General features: G+C 48.8%; 22 protein-coding genes. 10 read left to right on the top strand and 12 right to left on the bottom strand.

The window, feature by feature from the left end; all coding sequences use genetic code 11:
- Positions 1-25: 25 nt before the first annotated feature.
- Positions 26-1,921, bottom strand: coding sequence for a DnaJ domain-containing protein (locus NC997_RS13940; RefSeq protein WP_190529829.1), 1,896 nt, complete (start codon positions 1,919-1,921; stop codon positions 26-28).
- Between the two features lie 440 nt (positions 1,922-2,361).
- On the opposite strand from NC997_RS13940, the gene NC997_RS13935 reads away from it, so the two are divergent.
- The gene (locus tag NC997_RS13935; RefSeq protein ID WP_190435063.1) at positions 2,362-2,643 is read left to right on the top strand and encodes an HNH endonuclease; all 282 of its coding nucleotides are present in this window, start codon (positions 2,362-2,364) and stop codon (positions 2,641-2,643) included.
- A 26-nt stretch (positions 2,644-2,669) separates the two neighbouring features.
- Here NC997_RS13935 and NC997_RS13930 read toward each other — a convergent pair whose 3' ends face one another.
- Complete coding sequence (locus NC997_RS13930; RefSeq protein ID WP_242031499.1) at positions 2,670-3,503, bottom strand: tetratricopeptide repeat protein; 834 nt, start codon at positions 3,501-3,503, stop codon at positions 2,670-2,672.
- Positions 3,504-3,923: 420 nt separating this feature from the next.
- Between NC997_RS13930 and NC997_RS13925 the strand changes: the two genes are divergently transcribed.
- Both NC997_RS13925 and NC997_RS13920 read left to right on the top strand, forming a co-directional pair.
- The gene (locus tag NC997_RS13925; protein WP_190529825.1) at positions 3,924-5,969 is read left to right on the top strand and encodes an elongation factor G; all 2,046 of its coding nucleotides are present in this window, start codon (positions 3,924-3,926) and stop codon (positions 5,967-5,969) included.
- Positions 5,970-6,075: 106 nt separating this feature from the next.
- Positions 6,076-6,264, top strand: coding sequence for a DDE transposase family protein (locus tag NC997_RS13920; RefSeq protein ID WP_190430219.1), 189 nt, complete (start codon positions 6,076-6,078; stop codon positions 6,262-6,264).
- A gap of 49 nt (positions 6,265-6,313) precedes the next feature.
- Here the strand turns inward: NC997_RS13920 and ctpC are convergent, their stop codons facing one another.
- The 4 genes from ctpC to NC997_RS13900 form a co-directional block, all read right to left on the bottom strand.
- Entirely contained in the window at positions 6,314-7,597 is a 1,284-nt protein-coding gene (ctpC, locus tag NC997_RS13915) for a carboxyl-terminal processing protease CtpC (protein ID WP_190410985.1), read from the bottom strand.
- Positions 7,598-7,853: 256 nt separating this feature from the next.
- Positions 7,854-9,080 carry a (E)-4-hydroxy-3-methylbut-2-enyl-diphosphate synthase gene (ispG, locus tag NC997_RS13910; RefSeq protein ID WP_190410986.1) on the bottom strand — a complete coding sequence of 409 codons (1,227 nt, stop codon included), beginning with the start codon at positions 9,078-9,080 and terminating at the stop codon, positions 7,854-7,856.
- A gap of 410 nt (positions 9,081-9,490) precedes the next feature.
- On the bottom strand, positions 9,491-10,936 hold the full coding sequence (locus tag NC997_RS13905; RefSeq protein ID WP_190529823.1) for a phosphoglucomutase/phosphomannomutase family protein: 1,446 nt from the start codon (positions 10,934-10,936) through the stop codon (positions 9,491-9,493).
- Between the two features lie 148 nt (positions 10,937-11,084).
- Positions 11,085-11,444: a hypothetical protein gene (locus NC997_RS13900; protein WP_190411053.1), complete on the bottom strand. Its 360-nt coding sequence runs from the start codon at positions 11,442-11,444 to the stop codon at positions 11,085-11,087.
- A gap of 241 nt (positions 11,445-11,685) precedes the next feature.
- Here NC997_RS13900 and NC997_RS13895 point away from each other — a divergent pair, with 241 nt between their 5' ends.
- From NC997_RS13895 to psaI, 7 genes are all read left to right on the top strand, one after another.
- On the top strand, positions 11,686-12,525 hold the full coding sequence (locus tag NC997_RS13895; RefSeq protein ID WP_190410988.1) for a photosystem II manganese-stabilizing polypeptide: 840 nt from the start codon (positions 11,686-11,688) through the stop codon (positions 12,523-12,525).
- 417 nt (positions 12,526-12,942) lie between these two features.
- The gene (locus NC997_RS13890) at positions 12,943-13,719 is read left to right on the top strand and encodes an RNA polymerase sigma factor SigF (protein ID WP_190410989.1); all 777 of its coding nucleotides are present in this window, start codon (positions 12,943-12,945) and stop codon (positions 13,717-13,719) included.
- 211 nt (positions 13,720-13,930) lie between these two features.
- Positions 13,931-14,923 carry a hypothetical protein gene (locus tag NC997_RS13885; RefSeq protein ID WP_190529821.1) on the top strand — a complete coding sequence of 331 codons (993 nt, stop codon included), beginning with the start codon at positions 13,931-13,933 and terminating at the stop codon, positions 14,921-14,923.
- A 285-nt stretch (positions 14,924-15,208) separates the two neighbouring features.
- Positions 15,209-15,490, top strand: a complete 282-nt coding sequence (locus tag NC997_RS13880; protein ID WP_190529819.1) for a hypothetical protein — start codon at positions 15,209-15,211, stop codon at positions 15,488-15,490.
- Positions 15,491-15,643: 153 nt separating this feature from the next.
- Entirely contained in the window at positions 15,644-16,927 is a 1,284-nt protein-coding gene (gene hisS, locus NC997_RS13875; protein ID WP_190529817.1) for a histidine--tRNA ligase, read from the top strand.
- A gap of 122 nt (positions 16,928-17,049) precedes the next feature.
- Entirely contained in the window at positions 17,050-20,139 is a 3,090-nt protein-coding gene (locus tag NC997_RS13870; protein WP_199306292.1) for a hypothetical protein, read from the top strand.
- A 95-nt stretch (positions 20,140-20,234) separates the two neighbouring features.
- On the top strand, positions 20,235-20,351 hold the full coding sequence (gene psaI / locus NC997_RS13865) for a photosystem I reaction center subunit VIII (protein WP_190410993.1): 117 nt from the start codon (positions 20,235-20,237) through the stop codon (positions 20,349-20,351).
- 117 nt (positions 20,352-20,468) lie between these two features.
- Here psaI and NC997_RS13860 read toward each other — a convergent pair whose 3' ends face one another.
- The 6 genes from NC997_RS13860 to NC997_RS13835 form a co-directional block, all read right to left on the bottom strand.
- Entirely contained in the window at positions 20,469-20,588 is a 120-nt protein-coding gene (locus NC997_RS13860; protein WP_190410994.1) for a photosystem II reaction center protein J, read from the bottom strand.
- A 47-nt stretch (positions 20,589-20,635) separates the two neighbouring features.
- A complete protein-coding gene (locus tag NC997_RS13855; protein ID WP_190410995.1) occupies positions 20,636-20,758 on the bottom strand; it encodes a photosystem II reaction center protein L in 123 nt (40 codons plus the stop codon).
- Positions 20,759-20,771: 13 nt separating this feature from the next.
- Positions 20,772-20,906: a cytochrome b559 subunit beta gene (gene psbF / locus NC997_RS13850; RefSeq protein ID WP_190410996.1), complete on the bottom strand. Its 135-nt coding sequence runs from the start codon at positions 20,904-20,906 to the stop codon at positions 20,772-20,774.
- Between the two features lie 369 nt (positions 20,907-21,275).
- Positions 21,276-21,521, bottom strand: coding sequence for a cytochrome b559 subunit alpha (psbE, locus tag NC997_RS13845; protein ID WP_190410997.1), 246 nt, complete (start codon positions 21,519-21,521; stop codon positions 21,276-21,278).
- Positions 21,522-21,631: 110 nt separating this feature from the next.
- A complete protein-coding gene (locus tag NC997_RS13840; protein WP_190529851.1) occupies positions 21,632-22,636 on the bottom strand; it encodes a photosynthesis system II assembly factor Ycf48 in 1,005 nt (334 codons plus the stop codon).
- 99 nt (positions 22,637-22,735) lie between these two features.
- Entirely contained in the window at positions 22,736-23,071 is a 336-nt protein-coding gene (locus tag NC997_RS13835; protein WP_190410999.1) for a rubredoxin, read from the bottom strand.
- Positions 23,072-23,302 lie beyond the last annotated feature (231 nt).

Genomic DNA, 23,302 nt, shown 5'->3' with positions numbered 1-23,302 from the left:
CGAATCTCTGAAAGGATTTATGCTGTTAGCGATCGCTCCATTGTTTCTCAAACTGGGCATAAGCTTGATTAATTGCCTGCATTTGAGCTTGGGCATTGGTAGAAGGATTAACATCAGGGTGATACTGCCTTCCCAAACGTCGGTAAGCACGCTTAACATCATCAGCATCAGCGTTCCTTTCCACGCCTAAAACTTCCCACCATTCCCCAGATGGCACTGCGTCAAGTGTAGATTCACTCACGCCAAAGCATTTTTGCCAAATTTTCAGTGTGTTCTTCTCACCGCCACTCACCAGCGTCTGTCCATCGAAACTGAAAGCAACAGGATGACGCCCAGGCAGAGTATCCAGCAGTTCTCCATCTAGGTTCCAAAGTTTGATAGTACCGTCTCGGCTGCCACTGGCGAGGGTTTTTCCATCAGGGTTAATAGCGATAGAAACAACCCCAGATGAATGTCCTGTAAGAGTGCGAAGCAATTCTCCAGTCTGGAAATTCCACAACTTAATTGTCGCGTCTCCACTCCCACTCGCTAGAGTCTTTCCATCCGGGCTGAAGGCGACAGAAGTAACCCAGCCTGAATGTCCGATAAGGATGCGATGCTGTTGTCCACCGCTCAAATTCCAAAGCCTGATAGTTTGATCGGCACTTCCACTAGCAAGAATTTGGCTATCAGGACTAATCGCAACAAACAAAACCGCGTCAGAATGTCCATTAAGAGTGCTTCTTAGTTTTCCCGTATAGGCACCCCAAAGCCTAATCGTTTTATCAGCGCTTCCACTCGCAATAATTTTTCCGTCAGGGCTGAAGGAAACTGAGTAAACAAAGCCCGAATGACTGTAAGAGGAGTTTAAATAAAAAAAGGTGCGGAGAAATTCTTTTTTAGGCAGATTCCAGGTAGTAATTTTTTGGTCAAAACTGCCACTGGCAATCGTTTGACCATCTGGGCTAATTGCCACTGAAGAAACTTCCTGTCCTTGCCCAAAGAAGTTAAAAATCTGTTTTCCAGTCTTCAGGCTCCACAGGGTAACGATTCTATCATCACTCCCACTAGCAATCGTCTGATTATCAGAGCTGATGGCAATTGAATTGACTGCGGCTGAATGCTCTTTTAGGGTGTGTACGCATTTCCAGCCTTGAGGTGTCTGAGACTCAATTTTTGTCAATCCTGGTGCCATCTTAGGCTGAGAAGATTCCGGTTGAGGTAACGGTGTTTGATGAGTAGAAATTTTAGGCGTTACAGAGGGATTTAAACTTGGGTGAAATGTAGAAAATTTGGATGAAATATTTTTATAAGGTGCAGAATAATTTAGATTTAAAACAGTCTTCGCTGGTATTTTTGCTTTTAGCGCCTTCAACTCGTCTTCAATTTCTATAGCGGCAAATTTTTCCTCTAAAACATCACCTGCTAGCTTCTTATCTAGCGCTGCTAATTCTAGCTCTAGAAGAGCATTAGTATAAGCTTCTTGCCATGATACTTTCTCTTCCATCCGCTCGAAAGCTTGATATGCGGTTTCCCCGCTTCCAGAGCCGTCAATCAGCTTCAATAAACCGTAAACTCCCAGCCCAAAAACTGCACCTGTTGCCGCAAAAGAACCCATACCAATTCCAACCGTTGTTCCCTTGAAAGCTAATCCCATGCCGCCAAAAACAGAGGAAAAACCTGCGCCGCCTACTGCACCAATTCCCATCGAACCTAAAGCGAAAGCATCTCCTTCTCCTACCGCTTTGAATGCTCCATAAGCAGCAGCACCAGCAACCGCGCCCGCTGCTGTAACGGGTGCCATGCCAATTCCAACTGCTCCGAATCCTCCGACTAATCCCATCCCACCAACTGCTGCGGAAACTCCAGCACCCGCCGCCGCGCCTCCGGTAACAAATGCAGCACCTGAGATAACATCATCTTGTTTATGGGTTTGAAACATTGCTTTTTTTGCTAGATGGCTGGGATAATTTGGCAACTGGAAGTTTCCTTATATACCTAGCACAAGCAAGTTTAGCCTTAAATCGTATTTTTACTTAATTTTAAATTTGTTTACAACAAATCCAATTAGTATTTGTTGCTATCTGAAATTATTTGTGAAGGCAAAAACAGTGTATTGAACCGCAAAGACACAAAGAACACGTTGGCGTTCGCGTAGCGGCGCGGATGTGCTTAGCCTGTGCGTTAGCGAAGCGGCTCTGAAAGAGCTAGCGCTTAGGAAGAGACAAAGAGGAACTGATTGGTTCACAAAGGAAATAGATTGCTATAGTCTCAATTTCATTGACGTTATGTTTTTAGTGAATAGCACATGAAAAGCGCCTCACTTTTTTCATCGACATATAATGATGTTAGATAGTCTTGAGTTATAAGCCTTATCAAAAAATGCAGTGTGAATTGTGTGAAAGAGAAGTGGAGCGGTTGACCGTCCATCACTTGATTCCAAGGCAGAAAACGAAACGGAAAAATGAAGATCCAGGACCGACTGCAAAGATATGTTCTGCCTGCCATCGGCAAATACATAATTTATTTGACAATACGCGATTAGCCCAGGAACTTAATTCTTTGGATAGGCTGAAGGATGAGCCGCAAATGGAGAAGTTTTTGTCTTGGGTGAAGAAGCAAGACCCGAATAAGCGGGTTAGAGTGCATCGGGGAAACAATTAAAGATTAAAAAACTAATTTTTAATTGTTTAGGGGTTTTGCGATCGCTTTAATAATTCCTCTGCATTAGAAGCCCACTGGGTATTCCCTTGGGCAGTGTAAAGCTGTTTGGCATATTGCAAAACTTGCTGGGCGTCACTGTAACGACCTTGGCGAAGGAAGACTAACCCAGCAGCGTAGTAGGCATTGGGGTAGTTAGAATTAGCCTCTGCTGCCTTGCGAAAGGCGGCGAGAGCTTCGTCTAAATTCCCCTGATTCATCAGGATGGAACCGAGATTATAGTGGGCTTCTGGATATTTAGGGCTGATTTTAATGGCTTGCTGGAATGCCTTTTTTGCTTCGTTCAGGTTGTTTTGTTGTAGATAAGCAAGTCCCAGATGATAGGCAGGTTCTGGTGCGTTGGGACTCAACTGCATCGCTTGTTTAAAAGACGCGATCGCTCGTTCCTCATCTCCCTGCTGTTCCCTTACCAAACCTAGATTGTAATGAGCAACTCCCAACTGTGGGTTGAGTTCCAGTGCCCGTGACAAATAATCACCCGCCTGCTGCAAGTTGTTTCCCTCAAGCAGCGCTGCACCCAAATTGGCATAGGCGAGAGCAAAGTTAGGATCGGCTTGAACTGCTTGGTAAAAGGCATCCGCTGCTGGCTGCAATTGCCCCACCTGACGCAAAGCCAGCCCCAAGTTGTAATGCGCGGGTGCCAGTTTGGGGTCGAGTTTGGCGGCTTGTCGAAAAGAGGCGATCGCTTCTTGTGTTTTTGCTTGACCGATTAGCTGGAGTCCCTGATTCATCAAGTCCACTGCCGATTGAGCTTGAGCAATTTGTACCGGCGTCACGGGTGTCCCAGCCACCGCTGGCGTCATCCTCCCACCCAGTAACAGTATTAACCCTCCAGCTATCCATCTCATCTGCTGGTACGTTCTCATTCTCCGTGTCACCTCTTTACAATTGTTACGTTTGTCGCCACCCATTCAGATTTTCTTCTAACAAATTTGCGGTTATTTGTTGCATATATTCATAAAATTTATAGCTAATTAATACTGATTCATTCAACTTAAGTTTTTGCTGGGTTTGCTTTAAAAGAAATTGCAATTTCTCAGTCATTGCCCCTAGAACGCGCTAACCTCACATTCAGGGATACAAAATTCCATCTAACTGTTAACAGCGATCGCCATCGGCACGGGAGGGCAAAAATTCTCCGGGAGCTGCCAATGGCATCAATCCCGTATACCCATGCGATCGCTCACATCTCTACATCTTTTTTATTTTGTTGGGGGTGAATCATGAACGAAAAAGTCATGTCCGGGGTACGCAATGTTGCAATTGTTGGCCCCTATTTAAGTGGCAAAACTACGTTACTGGAAAGTTTGCTTTTCGTCACGGGTGCGATTTCCCGCAAAGGTCGCACTTCAGACGGTAACACGGTGGGAGATAGTTCCCAAGAGGCACGCGATCGCCACATGAGCGTGGAAGTATCAACTGCCAGCACCGAGTACGACAGTGTCCGCTTCACCTTTGTCGATTGTCCCGGATCGGTTGAATTTGCTCAAGAAACCTACAATGCTCTGATTGGCGTCGATGCAGCAATTGTCGTGTGCGAACCCGTGAGCGATCGCGTCATGACTCTCGCGCCGCTATTTAAATTCCTCGACGACTGGGAAATTCCGCACCTAGTCTTCATCAACAAAATGGATCGGGCGAACAACAACTTCATGGACGTGCTGCACGCCCTAAAAACGGTCTCCAGTCGCCCCGTGATCCCACACCAGTATCCCATTGGTCAAGGCGAACAGCTCAGCGGCTTTATCGACCTGGTGAGCGAACAAGCTTATCACTACCATCCTGGTGCCGCCGCCGACCCGGTGCCGATGCCAGATAACCTCAAAGAGCAGGAACAAGCCGCCCGTGCCGAAATGCTGGAGGAATTGGCAAATTTTGACGACCACCTGCTAGAAGAACTGCTAGAAGAAATTAACCCGCCCCAAGAAGAAATTCTCCAAGACTTGAAGATGGAGTTAGGGGCAGATTTAATCGTGCCTGTATTCCTGGGCGTTGCCGAGCAAGATTACGGAGTGCGACCGTTGCTGGAAGCGTTGTTGCGAGAAGCACCCGATCCATCCACCACTGCCGAACGTCGGGGAATCGTTCTCCATGCCGATGCCCCCCTCGCACAAGCGATTAAAACCTATTACACTCCTCAAGGCGGGAAAATCTCCCTGGTGCGGGTGTGGCAGGGCACGTTGACTGATGGAATTGTCCTCAATGGCGTTCGGACTGGTGGCTTGTATCGTCTGATGGGTCAGCAACAACAGCCGCTGACTTCAGCCGAAGCCGGTGAGATTGTTGTCTTGGGACGCTTAGAGGGAATTAAAACAGGCGATACCTTGACCGCTTCCGGCGACCCACTGGCGACCGAACTCCCCAAAGCCGAGCAAATGGCACCCGTTTTTGCTTTAGCGATTACGCCCGAAAAACGCAACGATGAAGTTAAACTCAGCAGCGCCATCACAAAGCTGCTAGAAGAAGACCCCTCCCTAGCTTGGGAACAACATGGAGACACCCACGAAGTCATCCTTTGGGGTCAAGGTGAAATTCATCTGCAAGTTGCCCTCGACCGACTGCGGCGCAAGTACAACCTGCCAATGACGACTCACCTGCCCCGCGTACCCTACAAAGAAACCATCCGCAAACCCGCATCCTCGATTCACGGGCGCTACAAGCACCAAAGTGGCGGTCACGGACAGTTTGGCGATGTTTATCTGGATATCAAGCCGCTGTCGCGTGGCGAAGGCGTTAACTTCAGTCAAACAATTGTCGGTGGCGTCGTACCGAGACAGTATATCCCTGGCGTTGAGACGGGTGTTCGGGAGTATTTGGTACATGGCCCCTTGGGCTTCCCCGTGGTCGATGTAGCGGTGACGCTGACGAATGGTTCTTACCACTCGGTTGATAGTTCCGAACAAGCGTTTAAACAGGCAGCCCGGATTGCGATGCAGGAAGGAATGCCCAAGTGCGAACCAACGCTCCTAGAACCGATTACCGCGATTCAGGCGTGTGCCCCAGCCGAATTTACCTCTAAGGTTCTCCAGCTAGTCAGCGGACGTCGGGGACAAATTCTCGGCTACGAAGGGAAGTCAGATTGGCCCGGTTGGGATTGCATTTCTGCTTACTTACCCCAAGCAGAGATGCACAATTTTATTGTGGAATTGCGATCGCTTACAATGGGCGTCGGCTTCTTTCACTGGAAGTACGACCATCTCCAAGAAGTTCCAGACAAGCTGGTTGAACGCGCGATCGCAACTTCTGGAAACGGCAACGGCGCACATTAACTAGAAAAGTTATGAGTTTTGAATTTTGAATTCTGAATTAATTGCTCATCATTCAAAACTCATCACTAAGCTACTCTTCAAGGCGTTTTTTGCGAATCTTCACCGAATGACTGCTACACAAATCTGGTATATTGTCAAGCGCCAAGAAGGAAAATGCGAAATCCTCTCCAGCGAACAAGTCGAAGGAGAGGATAAATCAGCTTTTGTGGAACGATGGGGACCATTTGATTCTCAAGCGGAAGCGATCGCTCGTCGCGTCGGCTTAATTCGCGCTGGAAAGTGCCAACCCCAATAAGTTATGAGTTTTGAGTTTGGAATTTTAACTCAAAACTCATAACTCAAAACTATTTCTGCGCCTGGTTCCCTCGCTGGGCGGCAATCCTCTGATTCAGCACTTCCAGCGCTTTAGCGTATTGAGGATCGTCAGCACTGCCGATTTTATTGCGATCGGCTTGCAATGCCTTGCGCTGCTCTTCCGTCATTTCCAGCACCACATCCGGCTTGATCCCCGCCTGATTAATATCGCGCCCGTTGGGAGTGAAATACTTAGCGATCGTCACCGCTAGTCCCGAACCATCCCCCAGCCCCCGCACCGATTGCACCAAGCCTTTACCAAAGGTTTTTGTCCCTACCAAAACAGCTCGCTTGTTATCCTGCAACGCCCCAGAGAGGATTTCACTAGCACTCGCCGAGCCGCCATCTACCAACACCACCAACGGTTTATCTGTGAGGGCGCGATTATTCGCTTTCTCTCGCTCCCTTTCGCCCTGACGATCCACCGTTGAGACAATTGTGCCGTCTTTTAACCACATCTGGGCAATTTCAATACTGGCGTAGAGTAATCCACCTGGATTAGAACGCAGATCCAGAATGTAGCCATTTACCTTCTGCCGTTCTAAACCCTTAATCGCATCTGCCATTTCCTTAGCAGCATTGGCGCTAAACTGATTCAGGCGAATGTAGCCTATCTCACCCGTAGGACTGTTCTGCTTGCTAGAGCGCACCGGATGGATTTCAATCCGCGCTCGTTTCAGAGGAAATACTAATTCCTTTTCGCCCCGCTGAATGGTCAAGGTTACTTGCGTTCCTGGTTGTCCTCGGATCAGGCGCACAGCATCATTGACATCCATGCCCTCGGTACTCTTGCCATCAATTTTAGTGATAGTGTCCTTTGCCAGAACACCAGCCTTAGACGCTGGTGTATCTTCAATTGGCGCAATAACCGTTAGCTTTTTCGATTTCTCATCTTGAGCGAGTTGAATGCCAACGCCAGTTAATTCCCCAGAAGTATCAATCTGCATGCTCTTGAACTCTTCCGGGTCCATGAAGCGGGTGTAGGGATCGTTCAGCTTTTTCAGCATCTCCCGGATCGCCTCATAGGCTTCCTTCTTGCTGGGGTAAGACCGATTCAGGTAGTCTTTACGAACTGACCGCCAATTGACTTTATTAAAGGTGCCATCTACGTAACTGCGGTCAATAATCTGCCATACTTCATCTACAAGTTCCTTGGGACTTTCACGAAAAAAAGCCTGACCTTGAGACAGATGAATACCAGCGCCCGTAACAGCAACAGTCGATAAAACCAGTGCTGTCGCACCGAGAACGAGCCCGCGTTTTGTAATTACCATGATCCTTTCTGAGCCGGGGGGAAACTACTGCCAAGGAATTACGCTAACTCTAGCACAGGCCATATATGGAAGCCGGAGAGCGCAATTATTTATCCAGCTGCACTAAGTGCAAGTCCGGAAGTAGAGAGTTTTGAGTTTTGAGCTGTAAAAACGCGATTTCTCGCGATTGAGTTTTAAATTAATGCTTTCCTCAACACTTATTATTTTGTGAGTTTTGAATTAACTTTTGTCTCGACACTCACCACTCAGCACTTACTTAAGGATCGACCCAACGTCCATCTGCCTTAATTAAATTAATCAACTCTTCAACTCCTTGAGACTCTGGCACTTTTTTGATTTCTTCTCTGCCACGATACAGAGAGATGTAACCGGGCTGTTTACCAACATAACCATAGTCGGCATCCGCCATTTCTCCGGGACCATTGACAATACATCCCATGACTGCTATGTCCAGACCTGTAAGATGTTTGGTGGCTTCCCGCACTTCGTGCAGCACTTCTTCTAGATTAAACAATGTCCGCCCACATGAGGGGCAGGCGACATATTCCACCATCGTTTTCCGCAATCCCAGAGCTTGCAGAATGCTGTAGCAAACGGGAATCTCCTTTTCCGGTGCTTCAGTGATTGAGACTCGAATCGTATCGCCAATCCCATCAGCAAGCAGAGGCGCAATGCCTGCGGTAGACTTAATCCGTCCGTATTCGCCATCACCCGCTTCAGTGACGCCCAAATGCAAGGGATAATCCATGCCTAGCGCATCCATCCGCTGTGCCATCAGACGATAAGCGGCTAACATCACTGGCACCCGCGAGGCTTTCAGAGAAATTACCAGGTTCCGGAAGTCGAGAGATTCACAAATTTTGATAAATTCTAGGGCAGATTCCACCATCCCTTCGGGGGTGTCGCCGTAGGAAAACAGCATTCTTTCAGCAAGAGAACCGTGATTTACCCCGATTCGCATTGCCTTACCCTGATCTCGCAAGGAAACTACCAGGGGTTCTAAAGTTTCGCGAATTTTTTCGCCAATTTCATCAAATTCAGCTTGGGTATATTCCGTCCTATCCGCTTTTGGCTTTTCAAATACATACAACCCTGGATTAATCCGCACCTTATCAACGTGCTTGGCAACTTCCAAGGCAATCTTCATGCCGTTGTGATGCACATCAGCGACCAGGGGCACTGGTTGATAGGTTTGAGCTAATTTATGCTTGATTTCCGCTAAAGCTTTGGCATGACCGATACTTGGCACGGTAACGCGGACAATTTCGCAGCCAATCTCGTGCAGGCGGCGAATTCCGGCAACCGATCCATCAATATCAAGGGTGTCTTCATTAATCATCGACTGCACTACCACTGGGTAGTTGCCGCCAATCGTGACATTTCCCACCTTGACGGGACGAGTTTTGCGCCGCTTGATAGTGGTTTCAAAGGAGGGTTGACTGGAAGATGCACTGGTAGTGCTTGGATTGGGCAGGGTTTGCATAACCTTTTGTTTAATTTTGGCTTTCCTCTCTGTTTCTCAGATTGCCACAGAAAGGAGCAAATTTGGCTAAGTCCGTTTTTATCTGTTTATATCTGTTTAGTAGTAAGGAGGGATATTGTCAGCAGCAAGCCAACCGTTTTGACAGTCTCTATATCAGTGCTAAAATATACAACTTATATCCGTCTTTATATTGAATAGGAAAACCAAGACTTATATAAGCAAATGATGCAATTCTTTGGCATTCTGCATTCCTCATCATGAACCAAAAGGAGTGTTTAAAGTGTCTGGTTTACTCAGCATTGAAATTTATTTTTGCTTATTCACAAAAAGGAATCGGCTCAAGCTTGAGCCGATTCCTTTTTGTTGCGAAACTACGGGCATTGGGTACCGAGCTAGATACTTTGTAGGGCTTAAACTGAATTCGCCCACTTGTTCGCCCACTCTAAGGTGTGATGAACTTGTTTCAGCGTTGGCGCTTCGCAGTACAACCGCAAAACGGGTTCGGTTCCGCTGAAGCGAATCATCAACCAACTATCATCGGCTAACCGGAACTTATAACCATCAATCGTTAGGCAATCAATTACCGACCGACCGGCAATCTCAGTTAAGGGTGTATTTTGTAATTGTTCTAGCAGGCGCGATCGCACTTCCATACTCGCTAATGGTAGGTCAATGCGGTCGTAGGCAGAATGAAAGCCAGTTTTCTCTTGCAAGCGCTGGTAAAGATCGCTGAGATCCATTCCTGATTGCGCGATCGCTTCTAGCAGATACAGCGCTGACAACAGCCCATCCCGTTCTGGAATATGATTGCCGTAGCCAATCCCTCCCGACTCTTCACCACCGACTAACACCTGAGTCGTTAGCATCCGGTCGGCGATGTACTTGTATCCAATAGGCGTCTCATATACTGGCAGATTGTACAGGGAGGCAACGCGGGGAAACAAGTCGGAACCACTCACTGTTTTAACGACTTCGCCCGTCAATCCCCGCCGAGAGGCCATGTGTTCGATCAAAATCGGGATGAGAATTTGGGAACTGAGGAAATTTCCCTGTCCATCGACAGCAGCAATGCGATCGCTATCTCCATCAAACACAAACCCCACTGCTAACCCATCACCGCTGCGGCGTCGGTGAGTCCGCATCTGCCGAAACATCTGGGAAAGGTAACGCGGCAAAGGTTCCGGCGCACTTCCACCAAATAAAGGATCGCGGGAACTATTAATTTCCTGAATTGGCGTTTGCAGCAGTTGTTCTAGTCCTGTCGCAGCAGCACCGTGCATCACATCAGCAAAGACAGCAAGCTTATGTTGGGCGATCGCATCCTGAATGCAAGCAATATCGACTTTCGCCCGTAGTGCTTCGCAGTAATTGGGCCACGGGTCGAACATCTCGAAGCTTCCCGCCATCGTCGAGTCAGGTGACGGTTCCTTCTCTAACAACGCTTCAATCTGCTGAGTAATTTCCGGGGGTACCGATCCTCCAAATGCACCCTTGACTTTTAACCCTAAATATGAGCCGGGATTGTGACTAGCGGTTATCACCAAAGCTCCCAAAGCTCTCCGTTGATAAGCCGCCCAGCTGAATGCCGGTGTGGGGGCATAACTACTGCTCAGCAGCACCTCAAATCCGGCTGCTTGCACGACTTGGGCCGCTTTACGGGCGAACGTTTCCGCCATAAAGCGCCGGTCATAACCCACAATAATTGTGCGGCTACCCGTCGTCTCGCCATAGACATTTGCCAGGACTTGTGCCGCCAACGGTGCTACCAAAGCCACCCGCTCAAACGTAAAGTCTGCGGCGATGATGCCTCGCCAGCCATCTGTACCAAACTTAATCGGATTAACAGCAACCGGCATAAATTAAGCAGGGGGTTAGTGTTCAGAGATTGCATTAATAATCTGGAGGATCTTAGCATTTGTTGTACTTTATAGCCCAATAAAGATTGACAACTTCACACGCCTAGAGCCACGCCAGTGAAAGAGTTTTGCCTTCAACCGTGTAACTTCAACCAGGCTGAGGTGGGTGAGTTTCTGACTCCAGTGGTAGAGGGTGTGAAGAATTGGGCGATTCTGCGGCTGAGAGCTTTTCCAACAGCGATCGCACCTTCATGCGCTCAATATAGGGCCAGCCGCCTTCTTCTTCCATATCCTTCAGCAGGGCATATAGAGCCTGACGATTATCCGGTAAAGACGCTTGAAACACAGTATCTCGAATCTCACGATGCCAACTTTCTAACGCCCGCAGCAACGCCAACAGAGCCAGAGTATCCCCCTGGCAAGTCTGTGCCAAAGCGCGAACAGAAGTAGCGATCGCTTGCAGTTCCGGCTTCAAAAGCCCCAATTCTAAATTCTGATCGCTGTTCACGCCATCCCCTTTACTCCGTTTGATAAACTCAACTTTAACCGAGTCTTTCACTGACTGGAATGGTCAATTTACACTGAGCTTCAGGATAAAGGCAACACAAAGCCTTGTAAAATTCACTGTAGAGATTCTGAGCCGAACCATTCCGAGCCTGATTAAGAATTTCACTTTTGTCTGTTGTAACTTAAGCCCAATATCAGATTCTACTGGTAGGGATTCCTAGATTAAATATTTGAGGTTGACCATGAGGTATCGCGCTTTCATTGTTGCCTTCCTAGCTTTGTGCTTGGGAGTATTAACTGCTTGTAGTGAAGGTCCAGCAGCTGCGACCAGTGTTCCCACTCCACTCACTTACGACCAAATTCGAGGTACCGGGCTTGCGAATAACTGCCCGCAACTGTCAGAAACGACACGCGGTGCCATTCCCATTCAGCCTGGACAGTCGTATGCTTTGACGAATCTGTGCCTACAGCCAACCAGCTTCTTTGTCAAAGAAGAATCTACAAACAAACGTCAATCCGCCCAATTCGTTCAGGGTAAGTTGTTGACCCGGTTTACTTCTAGCATCGACCAGGTGCTGGGTAAATTGCAAGTTGATCAAGATCGTCGTTTGACCTTTATTGAACAGGATGGTCTCGACTTCCAAGCTATTACCGTCCAGCTACCGGGTGGTGAGCGAGTACCCTTTCTATTCACGATCAAAAATCTGGTTGCCAAAAGCCAGCCAGGAATGGACAGTATTAACACCTCGACTGACTTTGAAGGCGAGTTTAACGTTCCCTCCTATCGGGGAGCAGCTTTCCTCGATCCCAAGGGTCGCGGTGTTGTCACTGGTTATGACAATGCAGTAGCACTCCCCAGTCAAGCCGATCAGGAAGCACTGACACGTGCCAATGTGAAGCGTGCTGAAACCCTTAAGGGCGAAATTTCTCTCCAAGTCGCTAAAGTGGATAACGCCACAGGTGAAATTGCCGGTACATTTGAGAGCGAACAGCCATCCGATACCGATCTAGGCGCTGGCGAAGCTAAGGAAGTGAAAATTCGCGGCATTTTCTATGCTCGGATTTCACCAGACCAGGCTTAAATCTGATCGTTAGCACCGAGCCACGCGGCTTGGCTTTGCTTGCAGGTGAGGAAAAGGGGTTTGGAACCCCTTTTTTCTTTTCTTTAGCAAGGTCAGCATCTGCTGTTTAATCCTTCTGCCTACACTCCGCAATCATGTGAGTGATTCCCACAAGAGAGTTTCTCGGTGAAAATGCTGTTGTAATTGACCAGGTTCAGAGAATAAACTGAATTTTGAAGCGAGGAAAAGAAAGCAACTTATCGCAATTTGGGGAAAAGGCTACATTCCTGGGCGTTTCCCCAACTGCATTTGTTCGCTTTCCGGCTTAAAGTTTTGTTATCGCAACCTATGTTTAGTATCACAGCACCCACTTCAAAAACAGAATATAACTGAAACAAACGTTTTTAACCGGGCCACTCTACCAACTGAACTTCGTATATGTATAGCACTGCCACTCCTGAACTGAAGCATGAAAGCTTACGGCTGTTGCGAGAGTACCAGCAAAATCGTTTAGATACTGTTCGCAATCAGCTGGTAAAACTGAATTTTGGATTGGTGAGAAAAGAAGCACATCACTGGACTAATCAGTGTACAGAAAGTTATGAAGACTTGCTTCAAGTCGGCTGTTTAGGCTTAATTCGAGCAATTGAGCGCTTTGACTTGTCCAAGGGTCACGCCTTCAGTTCCTTTGCTATCCCCTACATTCGCGGAGAAATTCAGCACTATTTACGGGATAAAGGCGGCTCATTCCGCATTCCTCGCCGTTGGGAAGCACTGCACTATCAGGCAGTTTCTTTGACGCGGTATTTCCAGCAGAAGTACAACCGACCTCCTACCGATTCAGAGGTGGCAGCAAAGCTAGAAATTTCACAGGCAGAATGGCAGGAAATCAAGTTGGCCTTTCAAAACCGCGAACTTGTAAGTTTAGATGTACCCCTAGGGGATGGTTCGGAAGGTGAAACTTGCTTAGGTGAAATCGTCCCAGACCCGCAATATCGGAGTTTTCAGTTAGCGCAAGAAGACCAGCTTCGCCTGCAACAAGCTTTAGTTCAGCTAGAAAAGCGAACCCGCGAAATCTTGGAATTTGTTTTCTTACACGACTTAACGCAAAAAGAAGTTGCAGAACGCTTAGATATCAGTGTTGTGACCGTTTCTCGACGGGTCAAAAAGGGACTGGATGCACTGAAAAAGTCAATGGTTGGGATTGATGATTGATTCTTCCAACAACCGGAAACTGAGATTCCCGATTCTTTGAAGATAAGGAACACAAAAGCGATGGATCGATCTCTGTCCAGTAAACTGAATATATAGATGGGTGTTTTTGCACACATTTAATAAAATAAATTATCCGCATATATTTAGAACTGTTGAAAGCAAACAGGGAATTTCTATGGGCGGATGCAGGTAAAGCTCTGGGAGACTGGTCATGCGTCAACATTCATGGATTGCGTTTTTGGGAATACTTGCTGTGTTAGCGGGGGGATGTTCACAGGGAGAGGATACGGCTGTAGCTCCTAGCCCTAGCATTGTTCCAGTTCCCGCTCCGTCTGCTGTACCTACTGCTTCACCAACAACCCCGCCATTTCCTCCCAATAGTGGGATCGTTCCCCCAAAACCGCCAAACGTTCCTGGGCTTTCCGGCTTGATTCCATCCACTAACTCTGATGTGCGGCTGCGAGAAATTCAGAAAGGGCGGCAAGATCCGTTTGCACTTGTTCCCCTGAAACCAATTGTGGAAGTGACACCAAACGAGACGGGTTCGGGTTCGCCTCCCCCTCCGTTTCCGGCCCCTGGTGTAGCTCCTCCTCAGGGTTTGACTCCTGGGCGTCGAGTGATTCCCGTACCGCCACCCCTGCCCCCTGTCAGACCTTCCAGAACCGCTGGAGGCGGAGGGAATGCTGGCAGTCGGGGGAACGCAGGCGGCAGGACGACGATACGCCCCACTACCACTCCAGGTGCTAGAAATGGGAATGGGGCGACTGCGGGTAGGAGAAACGCTACACCTCCAGGGAACAGAAACGGTATAACGCCAGGTAGCCGGATTGCGACAGCTCCTCGGATTCCTGCTCCCGCGCCACTTCTACCCAAACTGCCACCGCTACCAGAACCAAACTTGGCAAGAAGTGTAGAAGTCACAGGAGTGGTTCAGGTGGGGGGTGAACCTCAGGCAATTGTGAGGGTACCAAACGAGCCAAGTCGCTACGTCGGAGTGGGACAGCGCTTATCTAATGGGCAGGTGCTAGTCAAGCGGATTGAAGTCAATAATGGTGCCAGTCCGGTAGTGATTCTGGAGCAATACGGCAGAGAAGTTGCCAGACGGGTTGGGGAAAAACCAGTGGCAACGCCCGATCAACCCGGTACACCGACGGCTGTTGCTCCTGCGAAGGAGCCAGGAATCAATGGCTCTCCTCAAGCTTAAACAAGTACCACGATTCAGTTGTTGTAGGAGTTGAAAGGTGCAGACTGCTGGAGGAGAACGCCTGCGGTATGAAATTCGCTTCCCTGGATTACCCTTAGCGGTATATCGGGAAATTGCTGCTCATTTGCGTCAGGTGGGAGGGGTAGACACAGGTTTGGTTCCCCAGCCTTCGGGGCAATCAACCCGGTACACCGACGGCTGTTGCTCCTGCGAAGGAGCCAGGAATCAATGGCTCTCCTCAAGCTTAAACAAGTACCACGATTCAGTTGTTGTAGGAGTTGAAAGGTGCAGACTGCTGGAGGAGAACGCCTGCGGTATGAAATTCGCTTCCCTGGATTACCCTTAGCGGTATATCGGGAAATTGCTGCTCATTTGCGTCAGGTGGGAGGGGTAGACACAGGTTTGGTTCCCCAGCCTTCGGGGCAATCGTTCGACTATTATCAAAGCCAAGTTGGCGGCTTGTGGATCCAGTATGCAGAAGATGCCGATTCCTTGAGTCGCCAATGGGTCAGGCAGATTTTGGACTACTATAGTCAGCGCTATTGTCCTTGGGAGGAAAACCAATAAATTTTGGATTTTAGATGGGATTGAATCTAAAATCTTCAGTGTCATGAAGTTTTCGCCATTGCAATGACCTAACCCCCAATCCCCGAAGGGGGTAAAGTGAAAATCCTGGGGGTGAAAAACTCATGACACTCACTAAAATCTAAAATCTAAACAATGGGAAGCATTCAAGCGATACGGGGAACGCGGGATATTCTGCCCGAAGAAGTCGGGTACTGGCAATGGGTAGAATCGGTCGCACGGGATATTCTAAGCAGAGCGGCTTATCAAGAAATTCGCACCCCGATTTTTGAGCTGACGACGCTTTTTGAGCGCGGGATTGGCGAAACCACAGATGTGGTAGGGAAGGAAATGTATACCTTCAAGAGTCGGGGGGAAAATCCCTATTCCATGACCTTAAGACCGGAGGGAACGGCTGGGGTTGTGCGCTCTTATATTGAACACGCTCTTGATGTCAAAAGTGGGATTCAGCGCCTCTGGTATTTGGGACCAATGTTTCGTTACGAAGCTCCCCAGAAGGGACGACAGCGGCAATTTCACCAGCTGGGGGTAGAGGTGTTGGGGACTGCCGATCCGAGGGCAGATGCAGAAGTAATTGCGATCGCGACCGATATTCTGCAAACCCTCGGTCTAAAAAATCTCCGCATGGATATTAACTCAGTAGGAAATCCTGAAGATCGACAGCGTTACCGGCAAGCACTGGTAGATTACCTGACTCCTTACAAAGAAGAGTTGGACTCGGATTCGCAGGTACGGCTGAGTCGCAATCCATTACGGATACTCGATAGCAAGGATCGGCGGACGCAAGAAATTGTTCAAGATGCTCCCAGTATCTTGGATTATCTGAGTTCAGATTCTTGTCGCTATTTTGAGCAAATCCAAGCACGTCTGGCTGATTTGGGGATTGCCTACCAACTCAATCCGCGTCTGGTGCGCGGTCTGGATTACTACACCCACATTGCCTTTGAAATTATCTCAGACGACCTAGGAGCGCAAGCAACTGTCTGTGGTGGGGGACGCTACGATGGGCTGGTAGCAGAACTAGGGGGACCCAAGACACCAGCAGTGGGTTGGGCAATGGGCTTAGAACGCTTGATCATCCTGCTGCAACAGCTGCAAGAGGCACCCGTCCCGGCGTTGGATTTTTACATTGTTTCCAGAGGCGAGAAAGCCGAATCCCAAGCTTTACAATTAGCTCAAAAATTACGTCAAGCTGGGTTTAGCGTGGATCTAGACCTGAGTGGAAGTGCTTTTAAAAAGCAGTTCGCTAGGGCTGACCGTAGCGGTGCTGTCGCTTGCTTGGTTTTGGGAGAGGAAGAAGCAGAGAACCAAACCGTCAAGCTGAAGTGGATGGCATCGAAAGAGCAGAGTGCGATCGCTCAAAGTGAATTATTAGGAACGATCGAGGAACTGCGGCAGCAGATTAAAGTAAAAAGGTAACAAGAATATGAAGTATGAAGTGTGAAGTTTGGCGTGTAATAATACGTCACACTGTCTTTCAGCCGCGCCTCTAATAACTTCATCCTTTATACTTCATCCTTTATGCTTGCTGCTTGCCTCCTATGGAATACTGGCAATTTCTAATACAACAAGAGGGTGATTCTTCCTGGCTCTCCCTAGAGACGCCAAGTGTGGAAATCCAAGAAGGTCGGTATCGGGTGGTTGCTCACTCCAGCCGTCCCAACACCGAGGTGGAAATTCGCATCACCTATGACAGCACTGAGGAAGTTCCCCCCAAGCGGCGGTTTCAGAAGCGATCGCGCCGCACCAACGCCGAAGGCTTGATGGTGGTCATTCCCTTCACCTATCTCAAGTCGGGGCGCTGGGAGTTGCGTTGCTCTGGCGATATCATGTCAGATTTCCTCGGCAACACTTGGCAGCAGGCAATTCAATTCCAGGTTTTTCCAACCACCCCGGCAGATGCAGATGTCGATTTAGTTGGACACATGCGACCCGTTTGGAGTGCCCAGGTAGGTGTCGCCACCGAAACCGTCCAAGAATCATCCGCAGGTTCTGCCGCTGACCGCCCCGTTAACCCTGCCCCGACAACCACTGAAACGCTCACCGCCGACGTTGACCTTCCGAATCCAGTGCCTCCTTCCCCAGAGGACGAATCAGTGACAGAGGCGATGACTAATGCTGGGTGGGAAGAAGACGATGATGAAGCAGTCAATGAATTATTCCTCTCTTTCGGGGCATCGGAGTCACAAAGATGGGAGACGGCACTCAACCGCACCCCTCCAAAGGCGGCAGTGCCCGTCAGCCGCCTCGTAGAACACTCGCTACAAATGGTGGACGAAATCTTACAGGAAGTCGTCGATCCCGTCTGGCAAGCGTTTGAGCCGACATCTACGGCTCGTGGAGCTATCCCGCAGAGTGAGTTTTCCCGCGATTCCTTAACGTCTCCCCCTGTCAGTAACTCGTCGGAGCTTTCCTTTGCTGCCGCCGGAAGAAGTTACTCAGCAGAAACTGAGCCACCTGAAATTGATGAAGCACCGATCCGACTGACCCTCGATCGGGAGACGCTGGTCGTGCGTCGAGGAGAGCTGATTGCCTTCAGCGGACAAGTAGAGATCCTAGACAGTTTTAGGGATTTGCATCTTTTGCCGCCAGACGTACTGCGAATTGAAATGCGCGATCCGCAAAACTCACAAATCTTGGTAGATGTCCAGCAGCTGATACCCGAACAGGTGCCGAGTTTTTCTTTTAGCTGTAATTTAGAGCTGCCCGAAAATTGCCAAACCCGTTTGATTTTAGGAGAAGTCACGTTAATCGATGAGGCTCAGACAGTCTTAGTGACTCACTCATTTACCGTGACCGCCGATTTGGAAGACTTGCTCGATGCGATCGCTCACGATAAACAGCACGCAAATTTATTGAACCCGCCGTTAGATTCCCTTTTAGGAGAGACACCCCCGATCGATTCATCTTTCCTCGATCTGGTGGAAACGGCAAAAGATACTCCGCCGCTGCACTTAGAACCTTTACCTAATAAACCCCTACCGGAGCAGATTGCTAAATCCGATCCTGCCATTGCAGCGCTTAAACCCCCGGAACTTCCAGCAATTGCTTCCGATACTGAGGCAACAGGGAACGGGGAGGCAACCGATAGCGATGAGCCTGAGGACATTCTCGCTTTGGGCGATCGCAATACATCAGTGACTTCTGAACCTCCGCCGGTGGTATCCCTTCCCCCGCAACTTTATCGACCCGATCCTGCCAATCCAGTTAATCGATCGCTTAAACTTCCGGTGATTTCTGATGCGATGCCTGCAACCGAGCGCATCGAGAATGGCGACACATCCGCTGCGAAAGAGGAAGATTTATCTTCTGCACTAAATCCTCCCCAACCTGTTGATGCCGCCCCTCCTGAGGGGGCTGCGCCTGATGTAGAGCAGTTATTTGATAATTTATTGAATCACTTAGCTCAGACTTGGCAGCGTCCAGAGGAACCCGATGGAACAGATGCCAGCGCTGATGCCGATACAGATTTGCATAGTCAGCAGGACGTAGGTGTTGAAGATGCTTCTGATATCGAGGGGGCACAACACTCCGCTGAACACTCCGCCGAACAAAGAGAAGCGCATCCCTCTGCTGACTCCCAAGCATCGCCCTTAGATACGGCTTTTGCGACCCTGAAGCTGCAAGATCGTTTTTTGTCGCGGTTGAACGACCTGGCAACAGATGAGGAATCTTCAGCATGGCTGCAACCGGAAGAGGTACTGGCGACGGAGGAGGAATCTACCGAGGAAGCAGAGCCTTCAGCAGACCTGACCGAGGGCAGCGAAGATACTGACGTTGCGGATGGTGACGTTGCGGATGGTGACGTTGCGGATGGCACCGAAGCAACTGCCGCCGAGCCGCAGGGGGAAACGGATGACCGTTTGCCACCAATGCCGACAGACTGGGAACTTGTAGCACTATTGCTTGACCAACAACCTCCCCTCCCAGAGTTGGAGGAAGAATTGGGTGAAGATGGCGGTATTGCCAGCGATGCAACGAACAATTCCCAAGAGGTGGGAGCCGCCTCTGGTCAACTGCCAGCAACTCCGCAGAACCCAGTTGAGATGGCTAAGAACGTTTTATCGATGGCAGAGTCTGCGGTTAACTGGACAGAGCGAGAAATTGTGGTAGACGATGATCCTTCTGAACTCCCTCCCAGCACCAGTGGGCGAGGCGGGTATGGCTCGCGAGAAGCTTCCTCTAGGGGGGTACAACCAGGGCGATCGCGTTTTGCCAATGCGGGGCGGGGGGTTCCCCCAGAACCGCAGCCATCGTCGCTGGACGAGGAACCCGTGCCAGAGCCTGAGCTAGTTTTACCCGAAGGCGAACTGATTGCCGGACAACCGCTGGCTGTCCGCCTGACGTTGCGATCTGAGTCCCCCCGGCTCTATGTCAAGCTGTGGGTGCATGACCGCCAAACGCGATCGCTGCTGGATGGCCCGCGGTGGCTAGTCGATTTTATCCCTACTGGTTTAGAATCCCTAGAGGCAACGACTCAACTAACTGTGCCATTTGGGAGCGTGGAAATCCGTTTTGAAGCTGTCACGGTTGATACTTATACCCAACGAGAGAGCCATAAAGTAACCGTTGACCGTATAGTTATTCCCCCAGATTTGCCCAACTGGTCGCTAGATGAGTTTGCGGATTAGGCGCTTGTTAAAAATTTTTATGATTCGGTTTTTGGCTACCAATTCACTGTAAATTCAATTACGAAAGCTGTTTCATTAAAATAGGAAATTTAAAGATGGGAGCTTCATTCTTACCCTCAATCCTAGTGCCTCTAACTGGCTTGATCTTCCCGGCTGTCGCAATGGCCTTCTTGTTTCTTTACATTGAACACGAAGATCCAACGGGAATTTAACTTTAGCTGGGCATTAGTTGGGCAATGGAAAAAACCGCCTGTTCTAGTCAGAGAGGCGGTTTTTTTTGATGATTTGATGAGAGTTCTCTCAAATCTAGTTGATTACCCAGCTTTTCTCTACAAAGAGGAGCCTAGACCAGCGTAGGCACCATAGAAGAAAACACCTAGCACAGCGATCGCGCCCAGACCAGCGACGGTAGCTACAATCCACAACGGGATTCTTCCACTTCCAGACACAGCTTTTCCCTCCTAATTAAACTTAAAAATGATGCAGTCAAGCCCAGTTAGTTAAAGAAATAACTGGAAAACAGGATACCAAGGACAAAAACCAGTAGCAAGCCCAAGTAAAGAGAAGTACGGTTTAACTCAACTGGTTGATTATTGGGATTTGGACTCCGTTCTGGCATGATTAGGTTTCTCCTATCGTTGAATAAATTGCATAGAAGCGATCGCGCCCAAGAAAAAGATTGTTGGGACAGCCAGCGTATGAACCGCTAGCCATCTAACGGTAAAAATGGGATATGAAACTGGCTGATTGGGCGTATTAGTAGTCATGTTTTGCCACCTCTTTTAAACGACTTACTTGTTGACACCCCCAATTCTTTTGATAGAAATGGGGCTTTTCGTACCGTAACGGGAAGGCTTTTCCTGCAAAAAGGGCTTCGTAAACCTATATTGAGCCTACTGACCCTTTGAAGTCTCCTCCAACCAGCTAGAGGTGATTCTTTTTCCAAACACTTCCGTATACCTACGGTACTTCACTACCGATGTATCAAACTGGATTCCCGTTCGCTCTTTAGAGCCGAATTGATGCGGTACTTTTAATCCCTTTTTTGCATCAAATCCAGCCAAAATTACCCCGGCAATCCTAACACAAATAGGTGCTTTTATTTTCACACCCAGCGATGTCTAGAGACTGCCCGCTTATTTTATAAAATCCTCGATTTGTTGCTTGGATTCAAAGCGATCTTGAACAATCGGCACTTCCTGCCGAGTTTGGGTGTAATACTCGTTGGGGCGGGGTGTCCCAAAGGCATCGTATGCAAGACCTGTGCTAACAAATAGCCAGCCTGCAATAAATAATGCAGGGATGGTGATGCTGTGAATTACCCAGTAACGAACGCTTGTAATAATGTCCGAAAATGGACGCTCTCCAGTTGTACCAGCCATTCAGATTCCTCCTCTGACAACAATTAAAAGCTAACTTAATTATGATACGAAACTCGGTAGAGAGTCACAAGCAAAGCATTAGTTGTATGACAACAATCTTGCTTTCCTCTTCAAGCCGCTTGCGACGAACCTTCGTATTTCAACAAAACACCTCGCTGACCTATGATAAATCCTTGCTGGGGTGTTAGAAACATAATCCTGTAAAGATTGGAAGGGATATCCTCTATCTCGCGAGCTTTTTCCCAAGTTTTGCCGCCATCCAGACTCCGCAGCAAATTTCCACTGCCGCCTGTTACCCAAACTTCCTCAGGTGTCCGGTATGCCAAATCGAGTAAACCCCAACTGGTGGATACCTCAGGGTATTGTGCTTCTTCCCACTCGTCTGTCTTTTCCGGATTGCTAAATTGTAGCTGACCGCCCCGCGCCAGCATCCACAGCCGACCATCTTGTGCAAACCCCATATTCTCCACTCTTCGGGAGCTATTCCGATTATGGGGAACCCAGGCATCTAGACCAGGCTCCCAAGTGGAGTAGAAGTTACCTTTGGCAGACACGGCAACATATTTGCCATCGGGAGAGCGAGACATATTGCGGACAACGCCCACCGCTTCTTGCACCATCGCTCTCCAAGTCTGTCCTGCGTCTTGAGTGCGATAAATTGCCCCAACGTTGGTGCTCATCTCAGCGGAGTTCGGACCGAGTGCCACAATTTTATTGGGTGCCCCCGGTAACTTGTTACTCAGCGCGATGCGAGTCCAAGATTTTCCCCCATCTGTGGTGTGGAGCAAGATAGAGGGTTCGCCTGTAATCCAGCCTTCTTGATCGGCAAAACTCACGCCAGTAAAGCGGTATTGCCGATCTCCCAGTTCCAGGTTTCTAGACTCCCAAGTCTTGCCGCCATCCGTTGTCTCCAACAGTGTGGAGTCACTCCCCACAACCCAGCCATGATTGGGGTCGCCCGTAAAAGCGAGATCCTGTAAGTTTGCCTGTGTTGGTAGAGAAATGGCGTGCCAGGGGCTGTTGCTCACCGAAGGAACTTGACTGCAACTGGCGCAAAAGAGGACAACTGCCAACAATATTGCAATTTGTTTCAGCTTTCTCACAAATAAATTCATACTATCCAGAACTGGTGCGTGCAAATCTTCTACTATACGAGTGTTAATCCAGCGAATGCGGCGGGGATTCGCTTCAGCTTTTGCAAGCTGAGGCTGGTTTTATTGCAAACCATAGAGACTGATAAAGAACAAGAAGCCCAAGGCTAATGCCCCAAAAATGAGAAGATTCTTCTGTCCTGGGGTTAAACGGTTAACGCCTAGACCATAGCTCAGATTTTCCTTGAATCCAGAGGGGGAGCCTACAACGCCAATGTTTTGAAACTGTGTTTTTCGCACCCCACAAATTGGACAGCGCCAATCTATTGGCAATTCTTCAAAGGATGTCCCTGAGGGAACGTTACTCTTACTATCACCTTTAGTCGGCTCATAAATGTAGCCACAGGCGCGACATTCATAGCGATCTAGTGGTTGGGCATCGACGGCTTGATTGCTCATGGCTCAAGATGAAATTGAGAAGCCAATCTTAAAATGTATGTTAAAAATTATGCCATAAGTAGGGGATTTTCTTAATATTGTTTAGCTTGCCTCTGCCTTGAGGAGAGGACTTCGCTGTCATCCCTCGCTAGCAGTAACGTTGTCCGCTTCAGTAGGAGCCTTGACTAGAAAAGCTGAACGGGTCAATCAGAAAACAGTATCGATGATCGACGTTCACTGCCCCGCCACTAG

The sequence above is a fragment of the Trichocoleus sp. DQ-A2 genome (assembly GCF_039961915.1).
GTDB lineage: Bacteria > Cyanobacteriota > Cyanobacteriia > Cyanobacteriales > FACHB-T130 > FACHB-T130.
The sequence above is the reverse complement of the archived record's forward strand: the minus strand, read 5'-3'. Positions and strand labels throughout refer to the sequence as shown.

Excerpts from the sequence above, each read along its gene's own strand:
- NC997_RS13940 (WP_190529829.1), bottom strand. The coding sequence starts at position 1,921 with ATGTTTCAAACCCATAAACAAGATGATGTTATCTCAGGTGCTGCATTT.
- NC997_RS13935 (WP_190435063.1), top strand. The coding sequence starts at position 2,362 with ATGCAGTGTGAATTGTGTGAAAGAGAAGTGGAGCGGTTGACCGTCCAT.
- NC997_RS13930 (WP_242031499.1), bottom strand. The coding sequence starts at position 3,503 with ATGACGCCAGCGGTGGCTGGGACACCCGTGACGCCGGTACAAATTGCT.
- NC997_RS13925 (WP_190529825.1), top strand. The coding sequence starts at position 3,924 with ATGAACGAAAAAGTCATGTCCGGGGTACGCAATGTTGCAATTGTTGGC.
- NC997_RS13920 (WP_190430219.1), top strand. The coding sequence starts at position 6,076 with ATGACTGCTACACAAATCTGGTATATTGTCAAGCGCCAAGAAGGAAAA.
- ctpC (WP_190410985.1), bottom strand. The coding sequence starts at position 7,597 with ATGGTAATTACAAAACGCGGGCTCGTTCTCGGTGCGACAGCACTGGTT.
- ispG (WP_190410986.1), bottom strand. The coding sequence starts at position 9,080 with ATGCAAACCCTGCCCAATCCAAGCACTACCAGTGCATCTTCCAGTCAA.
- NC997_RS13905 (WP_190529823.1), bottom strand. The coding sequence starts at position 10,936 with ATGCCGGTTGCTGTTAATCCGATTAAGTTTGGTACAGATGGCTGGCGA.
- NC997_RS13895 (WP_190410988.1), top strand. The coding sequence starts at position 11,686 with ATGAGGTATCGCGCTTTCATTGTTGCCTTCCTAGCTTTGTGCTTGGGA.
- NC997_RS13890 (WP_190410989.1), top strand. The coding sequence starts at position 12,943 with ATGTATAGCACTGCCACTCCTGAACTGAAGCATGAAAGCTTACGGCTG.
- NC997_RS13885 (WP_190529821.1), top strand. The coding sequence starts at position 13,931 with ATGCGTCAACATTCATGGATTGCGTTTTTGGGAATACTTGCTGTGTTA.
- hisS (WP_190529817.1), top strand. The coding sequence starts at position 15,644 with ATGGGAAGCATTCAAGCGATACGGGGAACGCGGGATATTCTGCCCGAA.
- NC997_RS13870 (WP_199306292.1), top strand. The coding sequence starts at position 17,050 with ATGGAATACTGGCAATTTCTAATACAACAAGAGGGTGATTCTTCCTGG.
- psaI (WP_190410993.1), top strand. The coding sequence starts at position 20,235 with ATGGGAGCTTCATTCTTACCCTCAATCCTAGTGCCTCTAACTGGCTTG.
- NC997_RS13855 (WP_190410995.1), bottom strand. The coding sequence starts at position 20,758 with ATGCCAGAACGGAGTCCAAATCCCAATAATCAACCAGTTGAGTTAAAC.
- psbF (WP_190410996.1), bottom strand. The coding sequence starts at position 20,906 with ATGACTACTAATACGCCCAATCAGCCAGTTTCATATCCCATTTTTACC.
- psbE (WP_190410997.1), bottom strand. The coding sequence starts at position 21,521 with ATGGCTGGTACAACTGGAGAGCGTCCATTTTCGGACATTATTACAAGC.
- NC997_RS13840 (WP_190529851.1), bottom strand. The coding sequence starts at position 22,636 with ATGAATTTATTTGTGAGAAAGCTGAAACAAATTGCAATATTGTTGGCA.
- NC997_RS13835 (WP_190410999.1), bottom strand. The coding sequence starts at position 23,071 with ATGAGCAATCAAGCCGTCGATGCCCAACCACTAGATCGCTATGAATGT.